The sequence below is a fragment of the Pseudomonas sp. T1.Ur genome (assembly GCF_023516725.1).
GTDB classification, from domain to species: Bacteria; Pseudomonadota; Gammaproteobacteria; order Pseudomonadales; family Pseudomonadaceae; genus Aquipseudomonas; species Aquipseudomonas alvandae.
In genome coordinates this window covers 1,439,274-1,454,060 of sequence record NZ_JAMGSN010000001.1, presented here as the reverse complement: position 1 = coordinate 1,454,060, position 14,787 = coordinate 1,439,274, and the positions used below count along the sequence as shown (strand labels likewise).

The window sequence follows — 14,787 nt, the reverse complement described above, 5'->3', positions numbered from 1 at the left end:
AAGTAATACAGTTGCCTGATGAAAACGACTGAAAAAAACCTGACCAAAAAACGCGAGCTTTCCGAGGTTGAGAAGGCCGAGTGCGCTGCGCTTAACGCGATTTACAAGGCGAAGAAAAAGGAACTGGGAATCAGCCAGGAGAAGATCGCCATTGAAGGACTCAAGGCGAATAGTCAAAGCGCAGCCAGCCACTATTTGACTGGCAGAAACGCGTTGAACATCGAGGCGGCGGCTGTCTTCGCTCGCTACCTTCAAGTCCCGGTGTCGGACTTCAGTGCGCGCTTGGCAAAAGAAATCGATCGCCTTTCTGAGGATTCGAATTCAAACGTGGGGGAAGTGAGACAACCAAAGCAGTCTTTCCGCTACCCAGTTATCAGTTGGGTTGCCGCCGGCGCTTGGTCTGAAGCTATCGAGCCCTACCCGGCTGGATTTTCAGATCGATACGAGTTTTCCGAATACGACTCGAAGGGCCCAGCGTTCTGGCTTGAAGTCAAGGGCGACTCAATGACCTCGCAGGTTGGCACCAGCATCGCCCAAGGCTCACTGATCCTCGTCGATACAGAGGTCGAAGCTGCGCCGGGCAAGCTGGTCGTAGCCAAGCTGCCCGACAGCAATGAGGCAACCTTCAAAAAGCTTGTCAGTGATGGCGGAAAGCTGTTCCTGAAGCCGCTGAATCCCGGGTATCCCACGGAAGTATTTGATGAGAACTGCCGGATCGTGGGCGTCGTGGTGCAGGCAACACAGAAGTTTCATTACTAACTTGATCAATCCCAAATCCTATCCAGCACATGCCCTTCCCAGCATGCCAATGGTGGCCGTACGCCACGGATGGTAAAGTGCGTACTCAATTTCGGGGGTTATCCAATGAAAGGATTTGGAACGCTTGCACTGATCATTGGCATCTGCTGGCTGGTGTTCGCGTTGAGCATGGACGTATCTGTCGCTACAGGCGCCGGCGGCAGAGTGAACAACCTGGGGCTCATGGCTGACCGCCAGATCCACACTATTGTTGGTGGGATGATCGCGCTTGCAGGCTTGCTAATGGTTCTGCTTGGAGGCAAGACCTCGGCAGCGCAAACAGCAGCGCAATTCGACACGCGGCCCTGCCCGCTTTGTGCAGAGCCCATTAAAAACGCAGCAATCAAATGCAGACATTGCGGCGCCGACGTTTCTCCATCTCGCTCCGGACAAGCTCCTTTGGCGCACGGCTGGGCTGTGCAGATAGAGTGCGAGCCCTGGCAGCATGCAGAAGCAACCAAGGCCATCAAGCGTATCGGACTACCGCTGACTAAAGGCACCCCAAAACTCCTAATTGCTGGCCCGTTCCCCTCTGAATCCGAGGCAGCTAGTGCACGCGAAAGTCTGATATCCCACTGCGATCTGCATGGAGAGCTATTTCTGATCGAGCCAGCCACCTAAACATCCAGCGATGACGAAGCCCGCCAAGTGCGGGCTTTTTTGTGCCAAATCAAGACTGAAATCTAATCGCCACACACGACCTTGCCAAAATATGCCAGGATCAATACTGTATATACATACAGCTAAAACAAGGAGCGCAATATGCAGCAGATCGCAGCCGTCAAACTGCAACCAAAGAATTCCTACGAACTTGTGGGGCGGCGAATCCAGCGCCTCATCGCCTCGCCTGCCGTTCAAAAGACCCAGGCCGTCGTCGTATCCAGACGTGAGGATGAAAGCTCGGAGGCCTGGCACCAAGTCCTTCAGGAAATTGAAGAAACCAGCGGCGTTCGAATAGAACGATTGGAGGACGGAACCGTCAGGATCGGCTGGCGCGAATACTGCGAAGCCTGAGCCACCCCACCCCATCCCCGAGCCCGCCACCGAGCGGGCTTTTTATTGCCCGCGATAATTTTTATTACCTGCGGTCTTGACGATTAATATTATCGCTAGTAATGTTTGTTCCAAGCCAAGCAGCACCGGCCCAGCAGCGAAAGCTGCGCCGCTCTTTAACAACCCGCGCCATAAACGATTACCCGGCTCACGCTGGGAGGTCAGCCCCGGCCACACCTGTGGGGCGAGATGAAGTCAGGTGAACAAAACCGCACTTGCCTCTACCGGCGACCGGCGATCCGACAGGCCCGAAAGCCTGCCCACGCGCAGCCCACTGCGACGGCGGACGAGGTGTTGACCGAACTGAGTGAATGACCTGGTAAGCGGGTGCGGAGAAACACGGAATTTTTCACTGATGCACCTGGTGACGGGTGCATTGGGAAAACAACCGGGAGGTGCGCGATGAGTACTTCAGTTTTTGAAGTGAGTGATGAGGTAGTGAACGAGGCGGCGGCATCTTGCGCCCGGCGTCTCGCCAAGTGGTTCGGCGGCATCGACGAGGCGATTGCAGCGCTTGAAGCTGATCCTACCGGCCTGGCCGATATCGCACTGCGCGACCATGTCAAAGAACGTCGCCAGATGACGGTCAAGGCGCACATGAATATTCAGGCCTTCAGCCGGGAAGTTCTTGAAAAGGTCTCTGAAGAGAGAGCAAGACGATGAACAAGGTCATTCACATCACCCTGCGCGGAGAGTTGCAGGTATTTGCGGATAACGACCTGGGCGCCTGCATCCGCGAGGCAAACAGGCTCAACGCTGAGCGTGGATTCACCAGTGGCGTGCGCGTAGTTGAGCTGGAAGATGGCCATCGAATGACGGCGGCTGACTGCAAGGCTGCCGCATGAAGCTCTACTGCGAAGGGCACAGTGTCAGCAAGGGCTGGGCCATCTCTAGGTCCTGGAGTGATGCGGAATGCAGCTCACTCCCCAGCGCACAGGAAGATGAGATGAGGCCCGTTCGGTTTGTCAGGTCGCGAGACCGGGCACTAAAACTGGTTGAGCGCTGGAACCATCGATTCGCCACTCACTGATTACCGAACAACCAGCGCCACGACAGCCTGTCGTTAACTGCCCGATCCTCTCTACGAGAGCGCATCGGGGTGTGATCTGAATGCGCATGCTGAAGCGCCAAGGCCCGGTTGGATTCAGGCTCACGACCCGAAGCGGCAACTCCAACAAGCCGGAGATCAGCGCCGGCCAGATCACACCCCGATGCGGACGAAACTGCGGCCTATAACCGCCCACCTGCATCAAATCGCAAGAATCGGTTGTTATCGAGCGCTGGCGAACTGGAGACGGCCGTGGAACTCGGCGCTGGAGACGTAACCAGCAACGCAGATGAAGCGCAGTAAGCGTCAACTACATATCGTTGCCAGGATACGGAAGCGGTGCATGTTGAAAGCCCGCGAGGTCATAACGCCTGGAAAGGGGACGGTTCGCCAGCCCCTGACATCTGCATCACCCCCCCCCAACCGGAGATCACCATGCTCCTACTGTTCCTGATCGGCGCAGCGCTCAGCCATGCGCGGCCAGAACCGCCAACTGATGACGGCCTGCCAACCGGTCCATTGCGCTTCCATCGTGAGCGCTGGCGATGTACTGAGGGTCAGCGTTCGTTCTGGCGCACGCTGCCCCGATCCAAATCCTCAAGCTGACGCTGCATCATTCGAAAAGGCCTTTCTGTCCAGTTGGGCCTTTTCACTTCTCGCTCCCACAGGCGATCCGCTCTATTCCGGGCCCTGGCGAACGAAAGCACGCAGTAACCACCCTTCTCGCTCCCACAGACAACCGACCAATCCCGCATGCACATGACACCGCGCCCAACGGCAACCAGCGGAAGGATCGTGTGCAGCCGGAATTTGTTGGATCAACCGATGAGGAAACCAGCATGTGTACCTGCAAACAAGATACCGAGGCTCGGCTGCTTGAGGCTTTGCCCGCCGAACTCCCGGACGGCTTCAAGGGCTTGAGTGCTCGGCTGACCGGCTACGCAATGATGTTTGGCGGCCAGAGGGCGCAGTTCAAGCAGGTCATGCCAATCGAAGTCACGTTTCAGGCCCCGACCAAGGCTGGCGTGATGAAGGACAAGAAAAGGTCGATGAGCATGATCGCTAACTACTGCATGTTCTGCGGCGAAAAGTACGACAAGGACGAGCCGGCAGTTGTCGCCGCCTAACCGGATCAACCAGATGGAGAGAGTCATGGCCGAGCAACGAGCGCCGTATCCACGGTCGGCAGACAACGCTGATCAGATGAACCTGCCCGAGGGCAAGACCTGCGGCGACTGTGTGCATTGCCGCCGCTGCACCGCGATGTTCGGCCATATCCCGGCGGATGAGTCGTGCGACTGGAGCCCTTCGCGCTTTCGTGAGGCCGTTCCCGCCACCGCCTAACCCCAAACACTGGAGGTCGCCATGAGTGATTGGATGAAGTGCTCGGAACGGCTGCCCGATCTGCCGGAGGGCGGCGGCAAGCACCACGTCATCGCCTACACACCCGCCAGGGCAGCACAGCGGTTCGCCAATGGTTCGCGCTTCCTCTACTGGAACGGCATCGACTGGCGCTACCCGGACGGCTCTCGTTTCGAGCATCGCGTGACGCACTGGCAACCCTTCATCACCCCGCCCACCGACTGACCCGCCACCCTGGAGGCAACCATGAACGCCGCACTGAAGATTTGTCAGGCCATGCACGACGCGCAGTTGCCTCCGATTGTGAGCGAGAGTCCTCGGGAGGTTGCTCGGGCTGAGTGGCTGTATAACGCGGTCGAGCAACTGGTTCGTTTCCGCACTGATGTGAAGTTCCAGCGCCGGATGCGTCAGCCGCAGGGTGTGACGGTGGCTCAGTTCGCCTTGGCGGTGGATGAGCATGTGAACAACCGGCTGGCGAACTGTGAGGTTAGCACTCCGGCCTTGGGCTGGCTGCTGCTGTCAGCGGATGGCCGGGCCGACAAGAACGCCGTGGCCGAACTTCTCGGCCCCAGCGACCACCCCTTCGGCAAGCTCGGCGAAATCGCGCAGGCCCTGCTTGGGCCCTTGGCCGATGACGCTGTGATCGCCCAGGCAGAGGACAACGAATTGTGAGCCCTCACATCCTCATCGACGAGGCACTGGACAGCCTGGATCACCCAGAAAGCCCGCCAGGCGCCGGAAAAGTCGTGCTGCAAATGATCACCAAAATGATGGAAGGCGGCGCCATCAGCGTTGAAGAGTTCAACCACTACTGCAAGCGCCTCCTGAAAATCACCAGGCAGCGCAAGGAGGCGTCATGAGCACTGCACCAGTAAAAACCCTGATCGACGAACAGATAGACGACATCGAGCGCCGCATCGCCATCCTCGGCTTCGGCCTGCCCTTCAATGAGGTGATCGGCCGCAAGCGCGAGGATCTGGTGAAGGATCTGAACATGCCTCTGTCGGTGACGATGAAAGGCGGGCGGATCGCTGTGAGAGCTCGGTCATGAAAGCCATCACTTGGATCCTCGCCTCAGCCCTGCTCATTACCATGCTGGCCTACACCGTGGTACAGGAGCGCTCCAGGGCCTGCTCGGTCACTCAGATATCACAGGTGTTGCAATGACCGAACGCCAACGCCTACGCCGCATATACACCTGGCGCGGCTCAGCCATTGTTCTTCTTCTCTGCACTGCCTGGATGCTCGCAAGCGCCTACGCAGACCGCATCACCTCCTAACTCAAACCTTCAAGCGCTGCGCACGTCGCGGCAGGGATTCCGTATGTCCGCACAACAGCAAGTCATCACCATTGACGACATCAGCGAAGAGAACGCCCCGGCCATCTACGTCGCTGGCGGCCTGTTGCCATTCTATGAAAAGGTGCAGGCCGAGGTCAGCAGCGAAGTTCCTGACCTCAAAACGGCGAAAGGCCGGGCCCGCATCGCCAGCCTGGCAGCAACCGTCAGCAAGTCGAAGACGGCCGTTGAAAAGCCGGGCCGCGATTACCTGAAGCGCCTGAAGGAAATGCCGAAGGTTGTCGAGGCCGAGTTGCGCGAGTTTGTGAACAAGATGGATGCCCTGCGTGACGCCACTCGCCAGCCGCTGACGGAGTGGGAAGAGGCCGAGGCTGCCAAGAAACGAGAGATCGAAGCCTGGGTTGGCAAGCTGCGCCTCGACCCGCAGATCATCAGCGCTGCCGACTCCGAATACTTGAAGATCAGCATCGGAGCCTTTGAGGGCATCGTGATCGACGGCGAGTGGCTGGGCGAGTACGAAGCCGAGGCGCTTCGATTGAAGGCGGATACCTTGGCAACGCTGCGGGCTGCACTGGAAAAGCGCGAACAGTACGAAGCCGAGCAGGCCGAGCTGGCTCAGCGCCGCGCCGAAGACGAGGCCCGCGAGAAGAAAGAGCGCGAAGACCGTATCGCCCGTGAAGCCGCCGAACGCGCCACCCGCGAAGCAGAGGAAAAGGCTCAACGTGAGCGTGATGCCACCGCCCAACGCGAACGAGACGAGAAGGCAGCCGCCGAGAAGCGGGAGAACGACCTGAAGCTGGCCGCCGCTGAATCCGAACGCAAAGCAGAGCAGGCCAAACGGGAAAAGATCGAAGCCGACCAAAAGGCCGAGCGTGACCGTGTGCAAGCGATCGAGGACCAGAAGCAAGCGGTCGAGAACGCCCGCCTCGACGAAATCGCCCGGCAGAAAGCCGCGGCGGACGAAATCATTCGCCAACAGGAAGCCCGTGAGGCAGACCTGGAGCACAAGAAATCAGTCAACCGCGCCGCCCTAGAAGCATTCGTCGCCGGCGGCATGACCGAGGAATGCGCCAAGCAGGCAATCACCCTGATCGCCCAGCGCAAGATCCCCTCAATCTCTATCTCATACTGAGGTTTCCATGAGTACTGACATCATCATGCCGGAAGAGCGGCACCAGCCCCTTGCACCCAACCAGCAGGGCCAAGAGATCAGCATGCTGTCCACAATCAGCAGGCTCGCCCTCGACCCCCGCTGCGATATGGACAAGCTGGAGCGACTGATCTCGCTTCAGGATCGAATGGAAGCGAAGAGCGCGCTGGAGGCATTCAACGCCGCTTTTGCAGAGATGCAGTGCGAAATGCCTTCTGTAGAGAAGCGCACCGAGAACACGCACACGAAGAAGATGTACGCCGACCTCGACGACATCAACTACGCGGTGCGTCCCGTAATGGCTAAGTTCGGCTTTGGCGTGTCCTTCAAGATCGTGAACCAGGCCAATGGCGTGAGCATCACCGGAATCTTGATGCACAAGTCCGGGCACCGAGAAGAAACGACGATGATCCTGCCGCTTGATACTGGCGCGGGACGCAGTGCTGTTCAGTCGGTTGGCTCGACCACCACCTATGGCAAGCGCTACGTCATGTGCGCCCTGCTGAACATCACCAGCGGCGACGACAACGACAATGACGGGTATGTAGAGCCAGTTGATCAACTGGTGACGCCTGCCCAAGCGAGGCAGATTCAGGCTCTGCTGGATAAATGCAGCGAGGCTGTCCACGCCAACTTTGAAAAAATGTACGGCGATCCCGGACAGATTGCCAAGTCCGCGTTCGATGGCGTCGTGGCAGGTCTGAACAACTCAATCTCAAGAGCAGCCAAGGCCGCTCAGCAAGCGGGGTAATGGCCATGCAAATCATCACAGAAGTTCAGCAGGGCTCGCAGGAATGGCTGGATCTTCGCCTTGGCATTGTCACTTGCTCCGAGCTGGAATGCCTGCTGGTCAACGGGAAAGGCGAAGCCGGCTTTGGCGCCGGCGCCTTCACCTACATGAACACGCTCATCGGCGAGCGCATCACCGGCGAGGCTGCCGACCCTTTCCAGGGAAACCGGCACACGGAGCGAGGCCATGAACTGGAAGGTGTTGCCCGTAAGCTGTATGAGCAGCGCGAGGAGGTCGAAACCAAGCAGGTGGCGATCATCCTCAACCACGGTGCCGGCTACTCACCCGACTCGCTTGTCGGGCCGAATGGGCTGACGGAAATAAAAACCAAACTGCCGAAGTTTCAGGTCGAGGTAATCCTCTCCGGCGAAATCCCAAAAGAACACGTCGCTCAATGCCAGGGCGGCCTGTGGATCTCCGAGCGCGAGTGGATCGACTTCGTCTGTTACTGGCCGGGAATGCCGCTGTTCATCAAGCGCGCCTACCGCGACGAAGCAATGATCCGCAAGCTCTCGGAGCGGGTGAAAACCTTCTACGAAATCCTCGATGACCGCATGAACCAAGTACTGGGGATCGCAGCATGATCAGCAATCACCTAAGTCTGGTCGAGCATCATCGACCAAAGGCGGACGCCATATCCGAGCAAATCGCCCAGTTCCTGGCGGCCGGGGGCCAGGTCAACGAACTGCCAAGCCCGCCGCGCAACCCCATCCCACCGCCCCGCTCAACTCGGATAGACCCTGAAACGGTCCTCAAGCGCAAACCCAGGCCGCTGTCGCTGGCCGAGCGCCGCGCCCTACGCAAGATGGCGGAATCGCTATGAAGTCGAAACGCAAACCCAATAACGGCTTTGCCCGGGCCGAGCGCAGTTGCCGGGCGCTGCTGCGCACCAATCACGTCGCAGTGGTGAACATCGACCCCAGCGGCAGTCAGGTCATGGTGAACTGGAAGAGTTGCCGCCAGATCCGCAGCGTGGCGGTTGCCAATGCCATCTTCGACTTCTCCTATCACTGGACGATCTACATCGCCGCCATGTGTCGAGACGAGCGCGGCGCCGAGTACATCAAGTCGGTAGAGATCTCGCCGGAGGGTATCTACAAGGTCGAGCGCCTGACCGACGCCATCGAGCATTACTACCTGGAGCTGCGCAACAGCGCGAACCCCAACCATCTGGTGGCATCAGGCTGGATCGCCATTCCGGATGAGGTTTCGATGGATGAGGCCCAGGCGGCGAAGCTGTTCTACGCCGCCGGCGCCTGGCACCAGGTGAAGGTAGCAGCGTGAGACGTTTCCGCACCCAACAACGCAAACGACAGACCTGGCTGGCACTGCCGGCCAGTGGAATAACGGAGACCTGCCATGGCTGCAGCTCAGAAAGACCGGTCAGCAAAGACTGCGGCGAAGCGAAAGAGCCGCGGCGAAGAGGAGTTGCGGCTGCACACGCTGGCCGGCACCCGCCAGGCCCTGGCCGACCTGATGGCCTGGAACGGTATTGAGGAACAGGGCGAGGCCATGACGCTGATGATTCACCATCTGCACGGACTGGGCCCGGCTGGATCTGCTCAGTTCCTTTCGGCACCGCGACACGAATACGTGATCCCTGAAAACGTGTCGGCAAAATTGACCCTGGCGTATCAGCGCGAATCCCTTCGCATCTGCCGTGATGAGGACAGTCCATGACCGCCCAACCCGGCAGCCCCAACGACTTGTGGCAGCGCCTGGGCTACACCATCGAGCGCGGCCCACGCAAATCGCGAACGATACGCCGGCCTGACGGCTCTGTCGTCGAGATCGACAAATCCCGCGACCACTACGCCGGAGAACTTGAGGCGGCCTGCCTTGAGCTGTCCAGGAAGATGTCCACCGGGCAGCAGCTCGACATATTCGCATAACCCCTACCCCACGCTGCGCATCCGGTCCACGGAGGGCGGCGCCTGACTGGAGATAACCCATGAGCACCTACCTTTACAAAACGACAGCTCCCGCCGTTGTGGCCGCGGTCATTGCCTGGGACGCCAAGCGCGCTGCTTGGAATACACAACGGGCCAAGCTGGGCGAAGTTTTCGGCGGCGAGACATCACCTATGCGCTCGGGAAGTCGCAGCTACGTCGGCGGCGTCAAACTCAGTGCAAGTCGTGACCTGGATGTCCACTGGTGCCGGCCCGATCAATACGGCTACCGCGCGCTCCGATCAAGCGCCAAGCCAGCCAAGGGAACATCGAAAGAGGACCGCGCCGCGCAAGTCGCCGAACATGAGCGACTGAGCGTGCTGTGGAAGGAGCATTGCCCGACCAGCATTGATCAGGATGAGGCATGGGAAGCGATCGGCCTTAACCCAGGCTCGCTATGGCTTGGCGGTGGGGTATTTTTTGAGCTGGATGGGACGGTCTATCTGAACTTGAGCGTTCGCCTTGAGGATGGAGTGGAACGGATTGAGGGCGCCACCGAGATACTCGGCAGCGAGTTTGAAACAGCGCGCCAGACGGTCCTGGGACAGCGCAAAGCTGCATGAATTATTCCGGGAAGACCTCCGTAGTCGGAAGCACGCCAGCGACAGCCTGGCAGTTCAAATCGGCACAGATAATCATGCTGATCGCCTGGGTTGTCCTTGCAACGTAGCGGTTGTACACCGCTGCGAATTCAATACCCCCGCATTTAGGGCAGGTTGGCTTGAATTCGTCGTCGCGCATTTCTTCGATACCCATCTTGCTCTCCTTGATCCGGCCTCATGCCGGACCATCAACCAATAGCCCACAAACTCGAATCACGCCAACCGGCGAGGATCCTCTATGTCCGCACAACAGAAATTGCCTCAGTTCATCCATGGCCAGCCGAGCATGGGCCTGCCGTTCGAAAAGGAACTGGTGGTTGACCTGTTCGCCGGCGGTGGCGGAGCCAGCACCGGCATCGCCCGGGCATACCGGGAGCCGGACGTGGCCGTGAACCACAACCCCATCGCCCTGGCTGTGCACCGCGCCAACCACCCAAAGACAGCGCACTATGTGGCCGACGTGTTCGAAGTTGATCCGCGCGAAGCCACTGGCGGGCAGCCAGTCGCGATCATCTGGGCATCGCCAGACTGCCGCCATCACAGCAAGGCCAAGGGCGGCGCGCCTCGCGATCGCGGTGTGCGTGGGTTGGCTTGGGTAGTGATTCGCTGGTTGTTCGTCACGAAATCCCGTCTTCTTTTCCTCGAAAACGTTGAAGAGTTCTGCGACTGGGGCCCAATCGACGATGAAGGCCAGCCGATCAAGTCTGAGCGCGGCCGCACCTTCAAGGCGTTCATTGCTGCGATCAGTTCCGGCCTGCCTGCTGATCATCCTGACATGCCGGAAATCATCGAGGCGATCGGAGAGTTCGTGCCGATGGAAGCCCTAGTGCGCGGGCTGGGCTACAACGCCGAGTGGCGGGAGCGGATCGCGGCGAACGCCGGCACTCCAACCATCCGCAAGCGCCTTTATCTGGTGGCCCGAAGCGACGGCAAGCCGATCGTTTGGCCGGCGCCTAAGCGTCACAAACGGCCCGCGGCGAAACAATTGCCATGGCGCTCCGCCGCCGAATGCATCGACTGGAACAACCTCGGGCGCACGATCTTCCGAGACAAACCGATGGCCGAGAACACCATGCGCCGAGTGGCCAAGGGCTGCTGGCGGCATGTGCTGACCAGTGCGAAGCCTTTCATCGTGCCAATGCGCGGCACCTCATCGGCGCACACCAGCACACACGGTACCGACGAAGCGCTTTCCACGATCAGCGCGGGCGGCACCCACCACGCGCTGGTACAGCCGGTGGCAGCTCCATTCCTGACTGAATGCGCCAACGGATCAGCACAGCGCAACTTCGACGTGCAGGAGCCGCTGCGCACGCAGGTTGCCCAAGTCAAAGGCGGCCACTTCGCGATGGCAGCAGCACACATGACCGCCTTCGGGCAGAACGCAGTGGGCAGCTCACCGGATGAGCCAACGCAAACAGTTCTGGCCGGCGCCGCGCGCCACGGAGTTGTCTCAGCGTTCTTCGAGCAGGCTAATGGCGGCTTTTACAAGGGCGACGGGCGCTCAGCTCACGATCCGATATCCACCATTTGCCAATCCGGGGCCAACCAGCGGCTCGTAAGCGCCTACCTGGTGAAGTACTACGGCAGCGAGAAGGATGGAATTTCACTGACAGAGCCAATGCATACCCTGCCGACGAAGGATCGGGTTGCGTTGGTTGAGGTGACCCAAGTGCCGAACACGTTGACTCCCGAGCAATTGAGGGGGGTCCAGCGCTGCGCAGCATTCATGCACAAGTATTTGCCGGAGCACTTCAAGGACCCCGCTGACATGGTGATGGTCGGCGGCTACGTGCTGGTGGACATCACGCTTCGCATGCTGCAACCGCCGGAACTGAAGGCGGCCCAGGGCTTCGACAAGGACTACATCATCGATCGCGGGCTGTTCGTTGACCCGGTCACCGGTACCGAGGAATGGCGCGACATCAAGAAGGTCGACCAGGTGCGGCTCATCGGCAACAGCGTCTGTCCCGACGAAGCCGAAGCCCTGGTCGCTGCCAACGCCGCCGACATCATCGAGCTTTATCAGCGCCTCGCCGCATAACTCCCCCACTCCACCGCCCGGGCATGCCCCGGCAAGGACATAGCCATGCCCGCAGAAAAGAAATCCCTCGGCCAGCTCCGCCAGGAACGACTCGATGCCGCCAACGCTTTCATCCAGGTCATTGCCCGCTGCGGCCGGCGTTTTTTCCGCAACAAAGGCGCGGGCCATGACGCCTACCTGTCGATGAACGCCCGCGGAACAATTGTCTGGCTTCACGACGACTACACCAGCGCCCGGGTCAACGTCGCCAAAGAGGGTGAATGGGATGGCTTCTCGCACGGCGGCACGCTGAAGAGCCTGGTCGGGTCGATCGGCAGATTCGTCCTCGATGACTCGAAGATGCGCTACGGGTACTTCCAGCCAAAGATGGACAACGGCTTCGAAAACCCATGGGGATACGGTGATGACATCCTGATTGTTCGCGATGAAGGCGTTCGCCTTGGGCTGATTCGCAAGCCAGCCGAAGCCCAGGAGGCCGCATGAAGCGCATCTACCTCAGCGGTCCCATGACCAACATGCTGGACCTGAACTTCCCGCTGTTCCATTCCACGGCCGCCACCCTGCGCGCCGCCGGGCACAGCGTCATCAACCCCGCCGAGCTCAACCCGGACCCGGTCACCTGGAGCGAATGCATGCGCCGCGACATCAAGGCCCTGATGGAATGCGACACCGTGGCCACCCTGCCCGGCTGGCAGGATTCCCGCGGCGCCAGCCTCGAAGTGCACATCGGCAAGGAACTCGGCATGCGGCTCGTGAATGCCCATGATCTGGTATCGATGGAGATTGCAGGATGAGCAGTAAGTGGAAGCTGGTGCCGGTTGAGCCTACGCAATCGATTCTTGACGCGATGACGACCGAGCGGAAGAAAGGGAATGGGGTGTTGCAGATGTGGTTCGAGGCCATGGCCGCCGCCCCTGCACCGCCTGAATCGGATGCAAAGTCGGTGTGCGATCACGAATGGACTGACGACGGCGAGTTCTTGCTGGTCTGTACCAAATGCGGAACCCAAGAAAACCACGATCCGAAATGGCGCGACATGGAGAGCGCACCGAAGGATGGAACGCTGCTTCGCCTGCTGGTCAGCTTCGATGAGCATTCGACCGAAGATGCTGACGAAGCTCCGACGATTGGCGCGAACAACTTCGACAACGATGGCGAGGATGCCTGGCGTTTCGCGGGGTGGTGCTGGACTCACGACCACTTCACGCAGGGCGTCGGCACACCCGTCGGATGGCTGCCGATGATCGATGCCAGCGCCAGCACTGAGCTCGACCGGGTCACCGCCGAGCGTGACGCCCTGCAGCTGCGCCTCACAGTGCAGGATCAGCGGGTTGATGAGCTGGAGGAAGAGGTTGGGCGCCTGAATCGCGTGAAGCTATCACTCAAGGGTTTGGCAGAAAGCCGTGCTGACAATTGTTCGGTCTATAGGGAGCACTTGAACGAGGCACTGTCACTGGCCGAGAAGGTCCGGGACTCAAGCCTCGGCATGCAGCGGAAATCCCTGAATGATCTGATCGTTTACCTATACCGGCACAGCGCCGCCGCCCTCAAACCAACCGCCGAGGCTGAAAGCCATGACCAATAAAACAATCACCCTGTCGCGGGAGCTGGTCGAGCGCGCCGTGATGCGCCCCGGCAAGGAATCGTTGGCAGTGAACAACGCGGACATCATCGCCCGTGGCCGGGCGCAGGCCGAGATCCGAGAATTACTCGCTGACCCTGTGCCGCCTGCTGGCGGGGATGGCTTCGACTTGGCCCTCAAGGTGCGCGAAGCGCTGGACCGCAAGGCCTGCCCAGATGCTTGGATGCGTATCGCGGTAGAGACCAGTCGCCCACTGTTTGATGAGCTGATAGGAAACGTCACCCGGCTACAGGCTGAGGTGGAACGGCTGAGCAAAGATTTTTCAAGCTGGAAAGAAGCGGCTGCTGGCATACGCAAAGCGCAAAGCGAAGAGGTAACAAAGGCCGTTGGTCGAACAGTTGACCTGCAGGGCCAGTGCGCCGACCTGCAATCCGAACTGACCAGCGCAAACGCTGACAAAGAGGCCTATGCACAGAACGCCATCGACCTACGGGCTGAGGTGGAACGGCTGAAATCCACCTGCCAAGGTTTCGTAAACCTGCACGCGCAGAAGCAAGCCGAACTGACCAAGGCGCGGGAGTTGTTGGTAAAAGGAGGCAGCCTGATCGAACGAATGGCGCAGACTATCGGTGCAACTGATGAATCCGGCGACTTTGAAGATGAGATCGAAGCGGCTGAGGAACTTGCCGGAGAAATGATCGTTGTGGGTGAGCAATCCGCGCCAGCCGACAAGGGGCGGGGCCAGCCGGTGGCGTGGCGATTCAGGGTTTCAGACTCTAGCGATTGGTTCGCTACGACCAAAGCATCGGTGGCAGAAATGTTTCACAACAGCTCTGACGGCGGACAGGCTCAGCCACTCTACGCCGAGCAGCCCGCGCCGGTAGCGGTGGTGAAACCATGAAACACGCCCTGCGACGAAAGCTTGAGGCCTGGCTGATCCTGATGGCAGCGGGAATCCTGATGGGTCGCAACGTCCATCGCTCCCCCGTGACATCCCGCCGCGACAACAACGACATGTGGGCCATGGCCGAAAGGCTCGAAGCCATCGCCAAGCGCGTCAGCAAGAACTACCCGTAACCCTCCCCCTTCAAAGTCAGCCGCTATAGCGGCA

The 14,787-nt window shown here is 59.7% G+C and carries 26 protein-coding genes; 25 read left to right on the top strand and 1 reads right to left on the bottom strand.

What is annotated here, in order from left to right; genetic code table 11:
- The first annotated feature begins 18 nt into the window (after window positions 1-18).
- From M8Q45_RS06650 to M8Q45_RS06560, 19 genes are all read left to right on the top strand, one after another.
- A complete protein-coding gene (locus M8Q45_RS06650; protein ID WP_249874021.1) occupies window positions 19-759 on the top strand; it encodes a LexA family transcriptional regulator in 741 nt (246 codons plus the stop codon).
- A gap of 105 nt (window positions 760-864) precedes the next feature.
- Entirely contained in the window at window positions 865-1,419 is a 555-nt protein-coding gene (locus M8Q45_RS06645) for a hypothetical protein (protein ID WP_249874020.1), read from the top strand.
- A gap of 141 nt (window positions 1,420-1,560) precedes the next feature.
- Window positions 1,561-1,812: a DUF1654 domain-containing protein gene (locus tag M8Q45_RS06640; RefSeq protein WP_249874019.1), complete on the top strand. Its 252-nt coding sequence runs from the start codon at window positions 1,561-1,563 to the stop codon at window positions 1,810-1,812.
- A 441-nt stretch (window positions 1,813-2,253) separates the two neighbouring features.
- A complete protein-coding gene (locus M8Q45_RS06635) occupies window positions 2,254-2,514 on the top strand; it encodes a hypothetical protein (RefSeq protein ID WP_249874018.1) in 261 nt (86 codons plus the stop codon).
- Complete coding sequence (locus tag M8Q45_RS06630) at window positions 2,511-2,696, top strand: hypothetical protein (RefSeq protein WP_249874017.1); 186 nt, start codon at window positions 2,511-2,513, stop codon at window positions 2,694-2,696. The genes M8Q45_RS06635 and M8Q45_RS06630 overlap by 4 nt, the downstream gene beginning before the upstream one ends.
- A 1,000-nt stretch (window positions 2,697-3,696) precedes the next feature.
- Window positions 3,697-4,026 carry a hypothetical protein gene (locus M8Q45_RS06625; RefSeq protein WP_249874016.1) on the top strand — a complete coding sequence of 110 codons (330 nt, stop codon included), beginning with the start codon at window positions 3,697-3,699 and terminating at the stop codon, window positions 4,024-4,026.
- A 25-nt stretch (window positions 4,027-4,051) separates the two neighbouring features.
- A complete protein-coding gene (locus M8Q45_RS06620) occupies window positions 4,052-4,243 on the top strand; it encodes a hypothetical protein (protein WP_249874015.1) in 192 nt (63 codons plus the stop codon).
- A 21-nt stretch (window positions 4,244-4,264) separates the two neighbouring features.
- The gene (locus M8Q45_RS06615) at window positions 4,265-4,486 is read left to right on the top strand and encodes a DUF551 domain-containing protein (RefSeq protein ID WP_116641750.1); all 222 of its coding nucleotides are present in this window, start codon (window positions 4,265-4,267) and stop codon (window positions 4,484-4,486) included.
- Window positions 4,487-4,507: 21 nt separating this feature from the next.
- A complete protein-coding gene (locus M8Q45_RS06610) occupies window positions 4,508-4,933 on the top strand; it encodes a hypothetical protein (protein WP_249874014.1) in 426 nt (141 codons plus the stop codon).
- On the top strand, window positions 4,930-5,121 hold the full coding sequence (locus M8Q45_RS06605; RefSeq protein ID WP_249874013.1) for a hypothetical protein: 192 nt from the start codon (window positions 4,930-4,932) through the stop codon (window positions 5,119-5,121). Before M8Q45_RS06610 ends, M8Q45_RS06605 begins: the two co-directional genes overlap by 4 nt.
- Window positions 5,118-5,312 carry a hypothetical protein gene (locus M8Q45_RS06600; protein ID WP_249874012.1) on the top strand — a complete coding sequence of 65 codons (195 nt, stop codon included), beginning with the start codon at window positions 5,118-5,120 and terminating at the stop codon, window positions 5,310-5,312. Before M8Q45_RS06605 ends, M8Q45_RS06600 begins: the two co-directional genes overlap by 4 nt.
- 272 nt (window positions 5,313-5,584) lie before the next feature.
- Complete coding sequence (locus M8Q45_RS06595; protein ID WP_249874011.1) at window positions 5,585-6,691, top strand: hypothetical protein; 1,107 nt, start codon at window positions 5,585-5,587, stop codon at window positions 6,689-6,691.
- Between the two features lie 7 nt (window positions 6,692-6,698).
- Window positions 6,699-7,460: an ERF family protein gene (locus tag M8Q45_RS06590; protein WP_249874010.1), complete on the top strand. Its 762-nt coding sequence runs from the start codon at window positions 6,699-6,701 to the stop codon at window positions 7,458-7,460.
- 5 nt (window positions 7,461-7,465) lie between these two features.
- A complete protein-coding gene (locus M8Q45_RS06585; protein WP_249877275.1) occupies window positions 7,466-8,083 on the top strand; it encodes a lambda exonuclease family protein in 618 nt (205 codons plus the stop codon).
- Window positions 8,080-8,322 (top strand): hypothetical protein, encoded by a 243-nt coding sequence (locus M8Q45_RS06580; RefSeq protein WP_249874009.1) that lies wholly within the window; start codon window positions 8,080-8,082, stop codon window positions 8,320-8,322. The genes M8Q45_RS06585 and M8Q45_RS06580 overlap by 4 nt, the downstream gene beginning before the upstream one ends.
- The gene (locus M8Q45_RS06575; protein WP_249874008.1) at window positions 8,319-8,783 is read left to right on the top strand and encodes a hypothetical protein; all 465 of its coding nucleotides are present in this window, start codon (window positions 8,319-8,321) and stop codon (window positions 8,781-8,783) included. The genes M8Q45_RS06580 and M8Q45_RS06575 overlap by 4 nt, the downstream gene beginning before the upstream one ends.
- Before the next feature lie 75 nt (window positions 8,784-8,858).
- Complete coding sequence (locus M8Q45_RS06570; RefSeq protein ID WP_249874007.1) at window positions 8,859-9,179, top strand: hypothetical protein; 321 nt, start codon at window positions 8,859-8,861, stop codon at window positions 9,177-9,179.
- Window positions 9,176-9,391 (top strand): hypothetical protein, encoded by a 216-nt coding sequence (locus M8Q45_RS06565; RefSeq protein ID WP_249874006.1) that lies wholly within the window; start codon window positions 9,176-9,178, stop codon window positions 9,389-9,391. The genes M8Q45_RS06570 and M8Q45_RS06565 overlap by 4 nt, the downstream gene beginning before the upstream one ends.
- Before the next feature lie 59 nt (window positions 9,392-9,450).
- Window positions 9,451-10,011, top strand: coding sequence for a Mu-Gp12 family protein (locus M8Q45_RS06560; protein ID WP_186642898.1), 561 nt, complete (start codon window positions 9,451-9,453; stop codon window positions 10,009-10,011).
- Window position 10,012: 1 nt separating this feature from the next.
- On the opposite strand, the gene M8Q45_RS06555 is transcribed toward M8Q45_RS06560, so the two are convergent.
- On the bottom strand, window positions 10,013-10,204 hold the full coding sequence (locus M8Q45_RS06555; protein WP_249874005.1) for a hypothetical protein: 192 nt from the start codon (window positions 10,202-10,204) through the stop codon (window positions 10,013-10,015).
- Window positions 10,205-10,288: 84 nt separating this feature from the next.
- Here M8Q45_RS06555 and M8Q45_RS06550 point away from each other — a divergent pair, with 84 nt between their 5' ends.
- The 6 genes from M8Q45_RS06550 to M8Q45_RS06525 are packed head-to-tail and all read left to right on the top strand — an operon-like array spanning window position 10,289 to window position 14,753.
- Window positions 10,289-12,094, top strand: coding sequence for a DNA cytosine methyltransferase (locus tag M8Q45_RS06550; RefSeq protein ID WP_249874004.1), 1,806 nt, complete (start codon window positions 10,289-10,291; stop codon window positions 12,092-12,094).
- Window positions 12,095-12,139: 45 nt separating this feature from the next.
- Window positions 12,140-12,577, top strand: coding sequence for a YoqU family phage-derived protein (locus M8Q45_RS06545; RefSeq protein WP_249874003.1), 438 nt, complete (start codon window positions 12,140-12,142; stop codon window positions 12,575-12,577).
- Window positions 12,574-12,888, top strand: a complete 315-nt coding sequence (locus tag M8Q45_RS06540; RefSeq protein ID WP_249874002.1) for a DUF4406 domain-containing protein — start codon at window positions 12,574-12,576, stop codon at window positions 12,886-12,888. The genes M8Q45_RS06545 and M8Q45_RS06540 overlap by 4 nt, the downstream gene beginning before the upstream one ends.
- A complete protein-coding gene (locus tag M8Q45_RS06535) occupies window positions 12,885-13,679 on the top strand; it encodes a hypothetical protein (RefSeq protein WP_249874001.1) in 795 nt (264 codons plus the stop codon). Before M8Q45_RS06540 ends, M8Q45_RS06535 begins: the two co-directional genes overlap by 4 nt.
- On the top strand, window positions 13,669-14,577 hold the full coding sequence (locus tag M8Q45_RS06530; RefSeq protein WP_249874000.1) for a hypothetical protein: 909 nt from the start codon (window positions 13,669-13,671) through the stop codon (window positions 14,575-14,577). The genes M8Q45_RS06535 and M8Q45_RS06530 overlap by 11 nt, the downstream gene beginning before the upstream one ends.
- Window positions 14,574-14,753, top strand: coding sequence for a hypothetical protein (locus tag M8Q45_RS06525; RefSeq protein ID WP_249873999.1), 180 nt, complete (start codon window positions 14,574-14,576; stop codon window positions 14,751-14,753). The genes M8Q45_RS06530 and M8Q45_RS06525 overlap by 4 nt, the downstream gene beginning before the upstream one ends.
- Window positions 14,754-14,787 lie beyond the last annotated feature (34 nt).

Excerpts from the sequence above, each read along its gene's own strand:
- M8Q45_RS06650 (WP_249874021.1), top strand. The coding sequence starts at position 19 with ATGAAAACGACTGAAAAAAACCTGACCAAAAAACGCGAGCTTTCCGAG.
- M8Q45_RS06645 (WP_249874020.1), top strand. The coding sequence starts at position 865 with ATGAAAGGATTTGGAACGCTTGCACTGATCATTGGCATCTGCTGGCTG.
- M8Q45_RS06640 (WP_249874019.1), top strand. The coding sequence starts at position 1,561 with ATGCAGCAGATCGCAGCCGTCAAACTGCAACCAAAGAATTCCTACGAA.
- M8Q45_RS06635 (WP_249874018.1), top strand. The coding sequence starts at position 2,254 with ATGAGTACTTCAGTTTTTGAAGTGAGTGATGAGGTAGTGAACGAGGCG.
- M8Q45_RS06630 (WP_249874017.1), top strand. The coding sequence starts at position 2,511 with ATGAACAAGGTCATTCACATCACCCTGCGCGGAGAGTTGCAGGTATTT.
- M8Q45_RS06620 (WP_249874015.1), top strand. The coding sequence starts at position 4,052 with ATGGCCGAGCAACGAGCGCCGTATCCACGGTCGGCAGACAACGCTGAT.
- M8Q45_RS06615 (WP_116641750.1), top strand. The coding sequence starts at position 4,265 with ATGAGTGATTGGATGAAGTGCTCGGAACGGCTGCCCGATCTGCCGGAG.
- M8Q45_RS06610 (WP_249874014.1), top strand. The coding sequence starts at position 4,508 with ATGAACGCCGCACTGAAGATTTGTCAGGCCATGCACGACGCGCAGTTG.
- M8Q45_RS06600 (WP_249874012.1), top strand. The coding sequence starts at position 5,118 with ATGAGCACTGCACCAGTAAAAACCCTGATCGACGAACAGATAGACGAC.
- M8Q45_RS06595 (WP_249874011.1), top strand. The coding sequence starts at position 5,585 with ATGTCCGCACAACAGCAAGTCATCACCATTGACGACATCAGCGAAGAG.
- M8Q45_RS06590 (WP_249874010.1), top strand. The coding sequence starts at position 6,699 with ATGAGTACTGACATCATCATGCCGGAAGAGCGGCACCAGCCCCTTGCA.
- M8Q45_RS06585 (WP_249877275.1), top strand. The coding sequence starts at position 7,466 with ATGCAAATCATCACAGAAGTTCAGCAGGGCTCGCAGGAATGGCTGGAT.
- M8Q45_RS06580 (WP_249874009.1), top strand. The coding sequence starts at position 8,080 with ATGATCAGCAATCACCTAAGTCTGGTCGAGCATCATCGACCAAAGGCG.
- M8Q45_RS06575 (WP_249874008.1), top strand. The coding sequence starts at position 8,319 with ATGAAGTCGAAACGCAAACCCAATAACGGCTTTGCCCGGGCCGAGCGC.
- M8Q45_RS06570 (WP_249874007.1), top strand. The coding sequence starts at position 8,859 with ATGGCTGCAGCTCAGAAAGACCGGTCAGCAAAGACTGCGGCGAAGCGA.
- M8Q45_RS06565 (WP_249874006.1), top strand. The coding sequence starts at position 9,176 with ATGACCGCCCAACCCGGCAGCCCCAACGACTTGTGGCAGCGCCTGGGC.
- M8Q45_RS06560 (WP_186642898.1), top strand. The coding sequence starts at position 9,451 with ATGAGCACCTACCTTTACAAAACGACAGCTCCCGCCGTTGTGGCCGCG.
- M8Q45_RS06555 (WP_249874005.1), bottom strand. The coding sequence starts at position 10,204 with ATGGGTATCGAAGAAATGCGCGACGACGAATTCAAGCCAACCTGCCCT.
- M8Q45_RS06550 (WP_249874004.1), top strand. The coding sequence starts at position 10,289 with ATGTCCGCACAACAGAAATTGCCTCAGTTCATCCATGGCCAGCCGAGC.
- M8Q45_RS06545 (WP_249874003.1), top strand. The coding sequence starts at position 12,140 with ATGCCCGCAGAAAAGAAATCCCTCGGCCAGCTCCGCCAGGAACGACTC.
- M8Q45_RS06540 (WP_249874002.1), top strand. The coding sequence starts at position 12,574 with ATGAAGCGCATCTACCTCAGCGGTCCCATGACCAACATGCTGGACCTG.
- M8Q45_RS06535 (WP_249874001.1), top strand. The coding sequence starts at position 12,885 with ATGAGCAGTAAGTGGAAGCTGGTGCCGGTTGAGCCTACGCAATCGATT.
- M8Q45_RS06530 (WP_249874000.1), top strand. The coding sequence starts at position 13,669 with ATGACCAATAAAACAATCACCCTGTCGCGGGAGCTGGTCGAGCGCGCC.
- M8Q45_RS06525 (WP_249873999.1), top strand. The coding sequence starts at position 14,574 with ATGAAACACGCCCTGCGACGAAAGCTTGAGGCCTGGCTGATCCTGATG.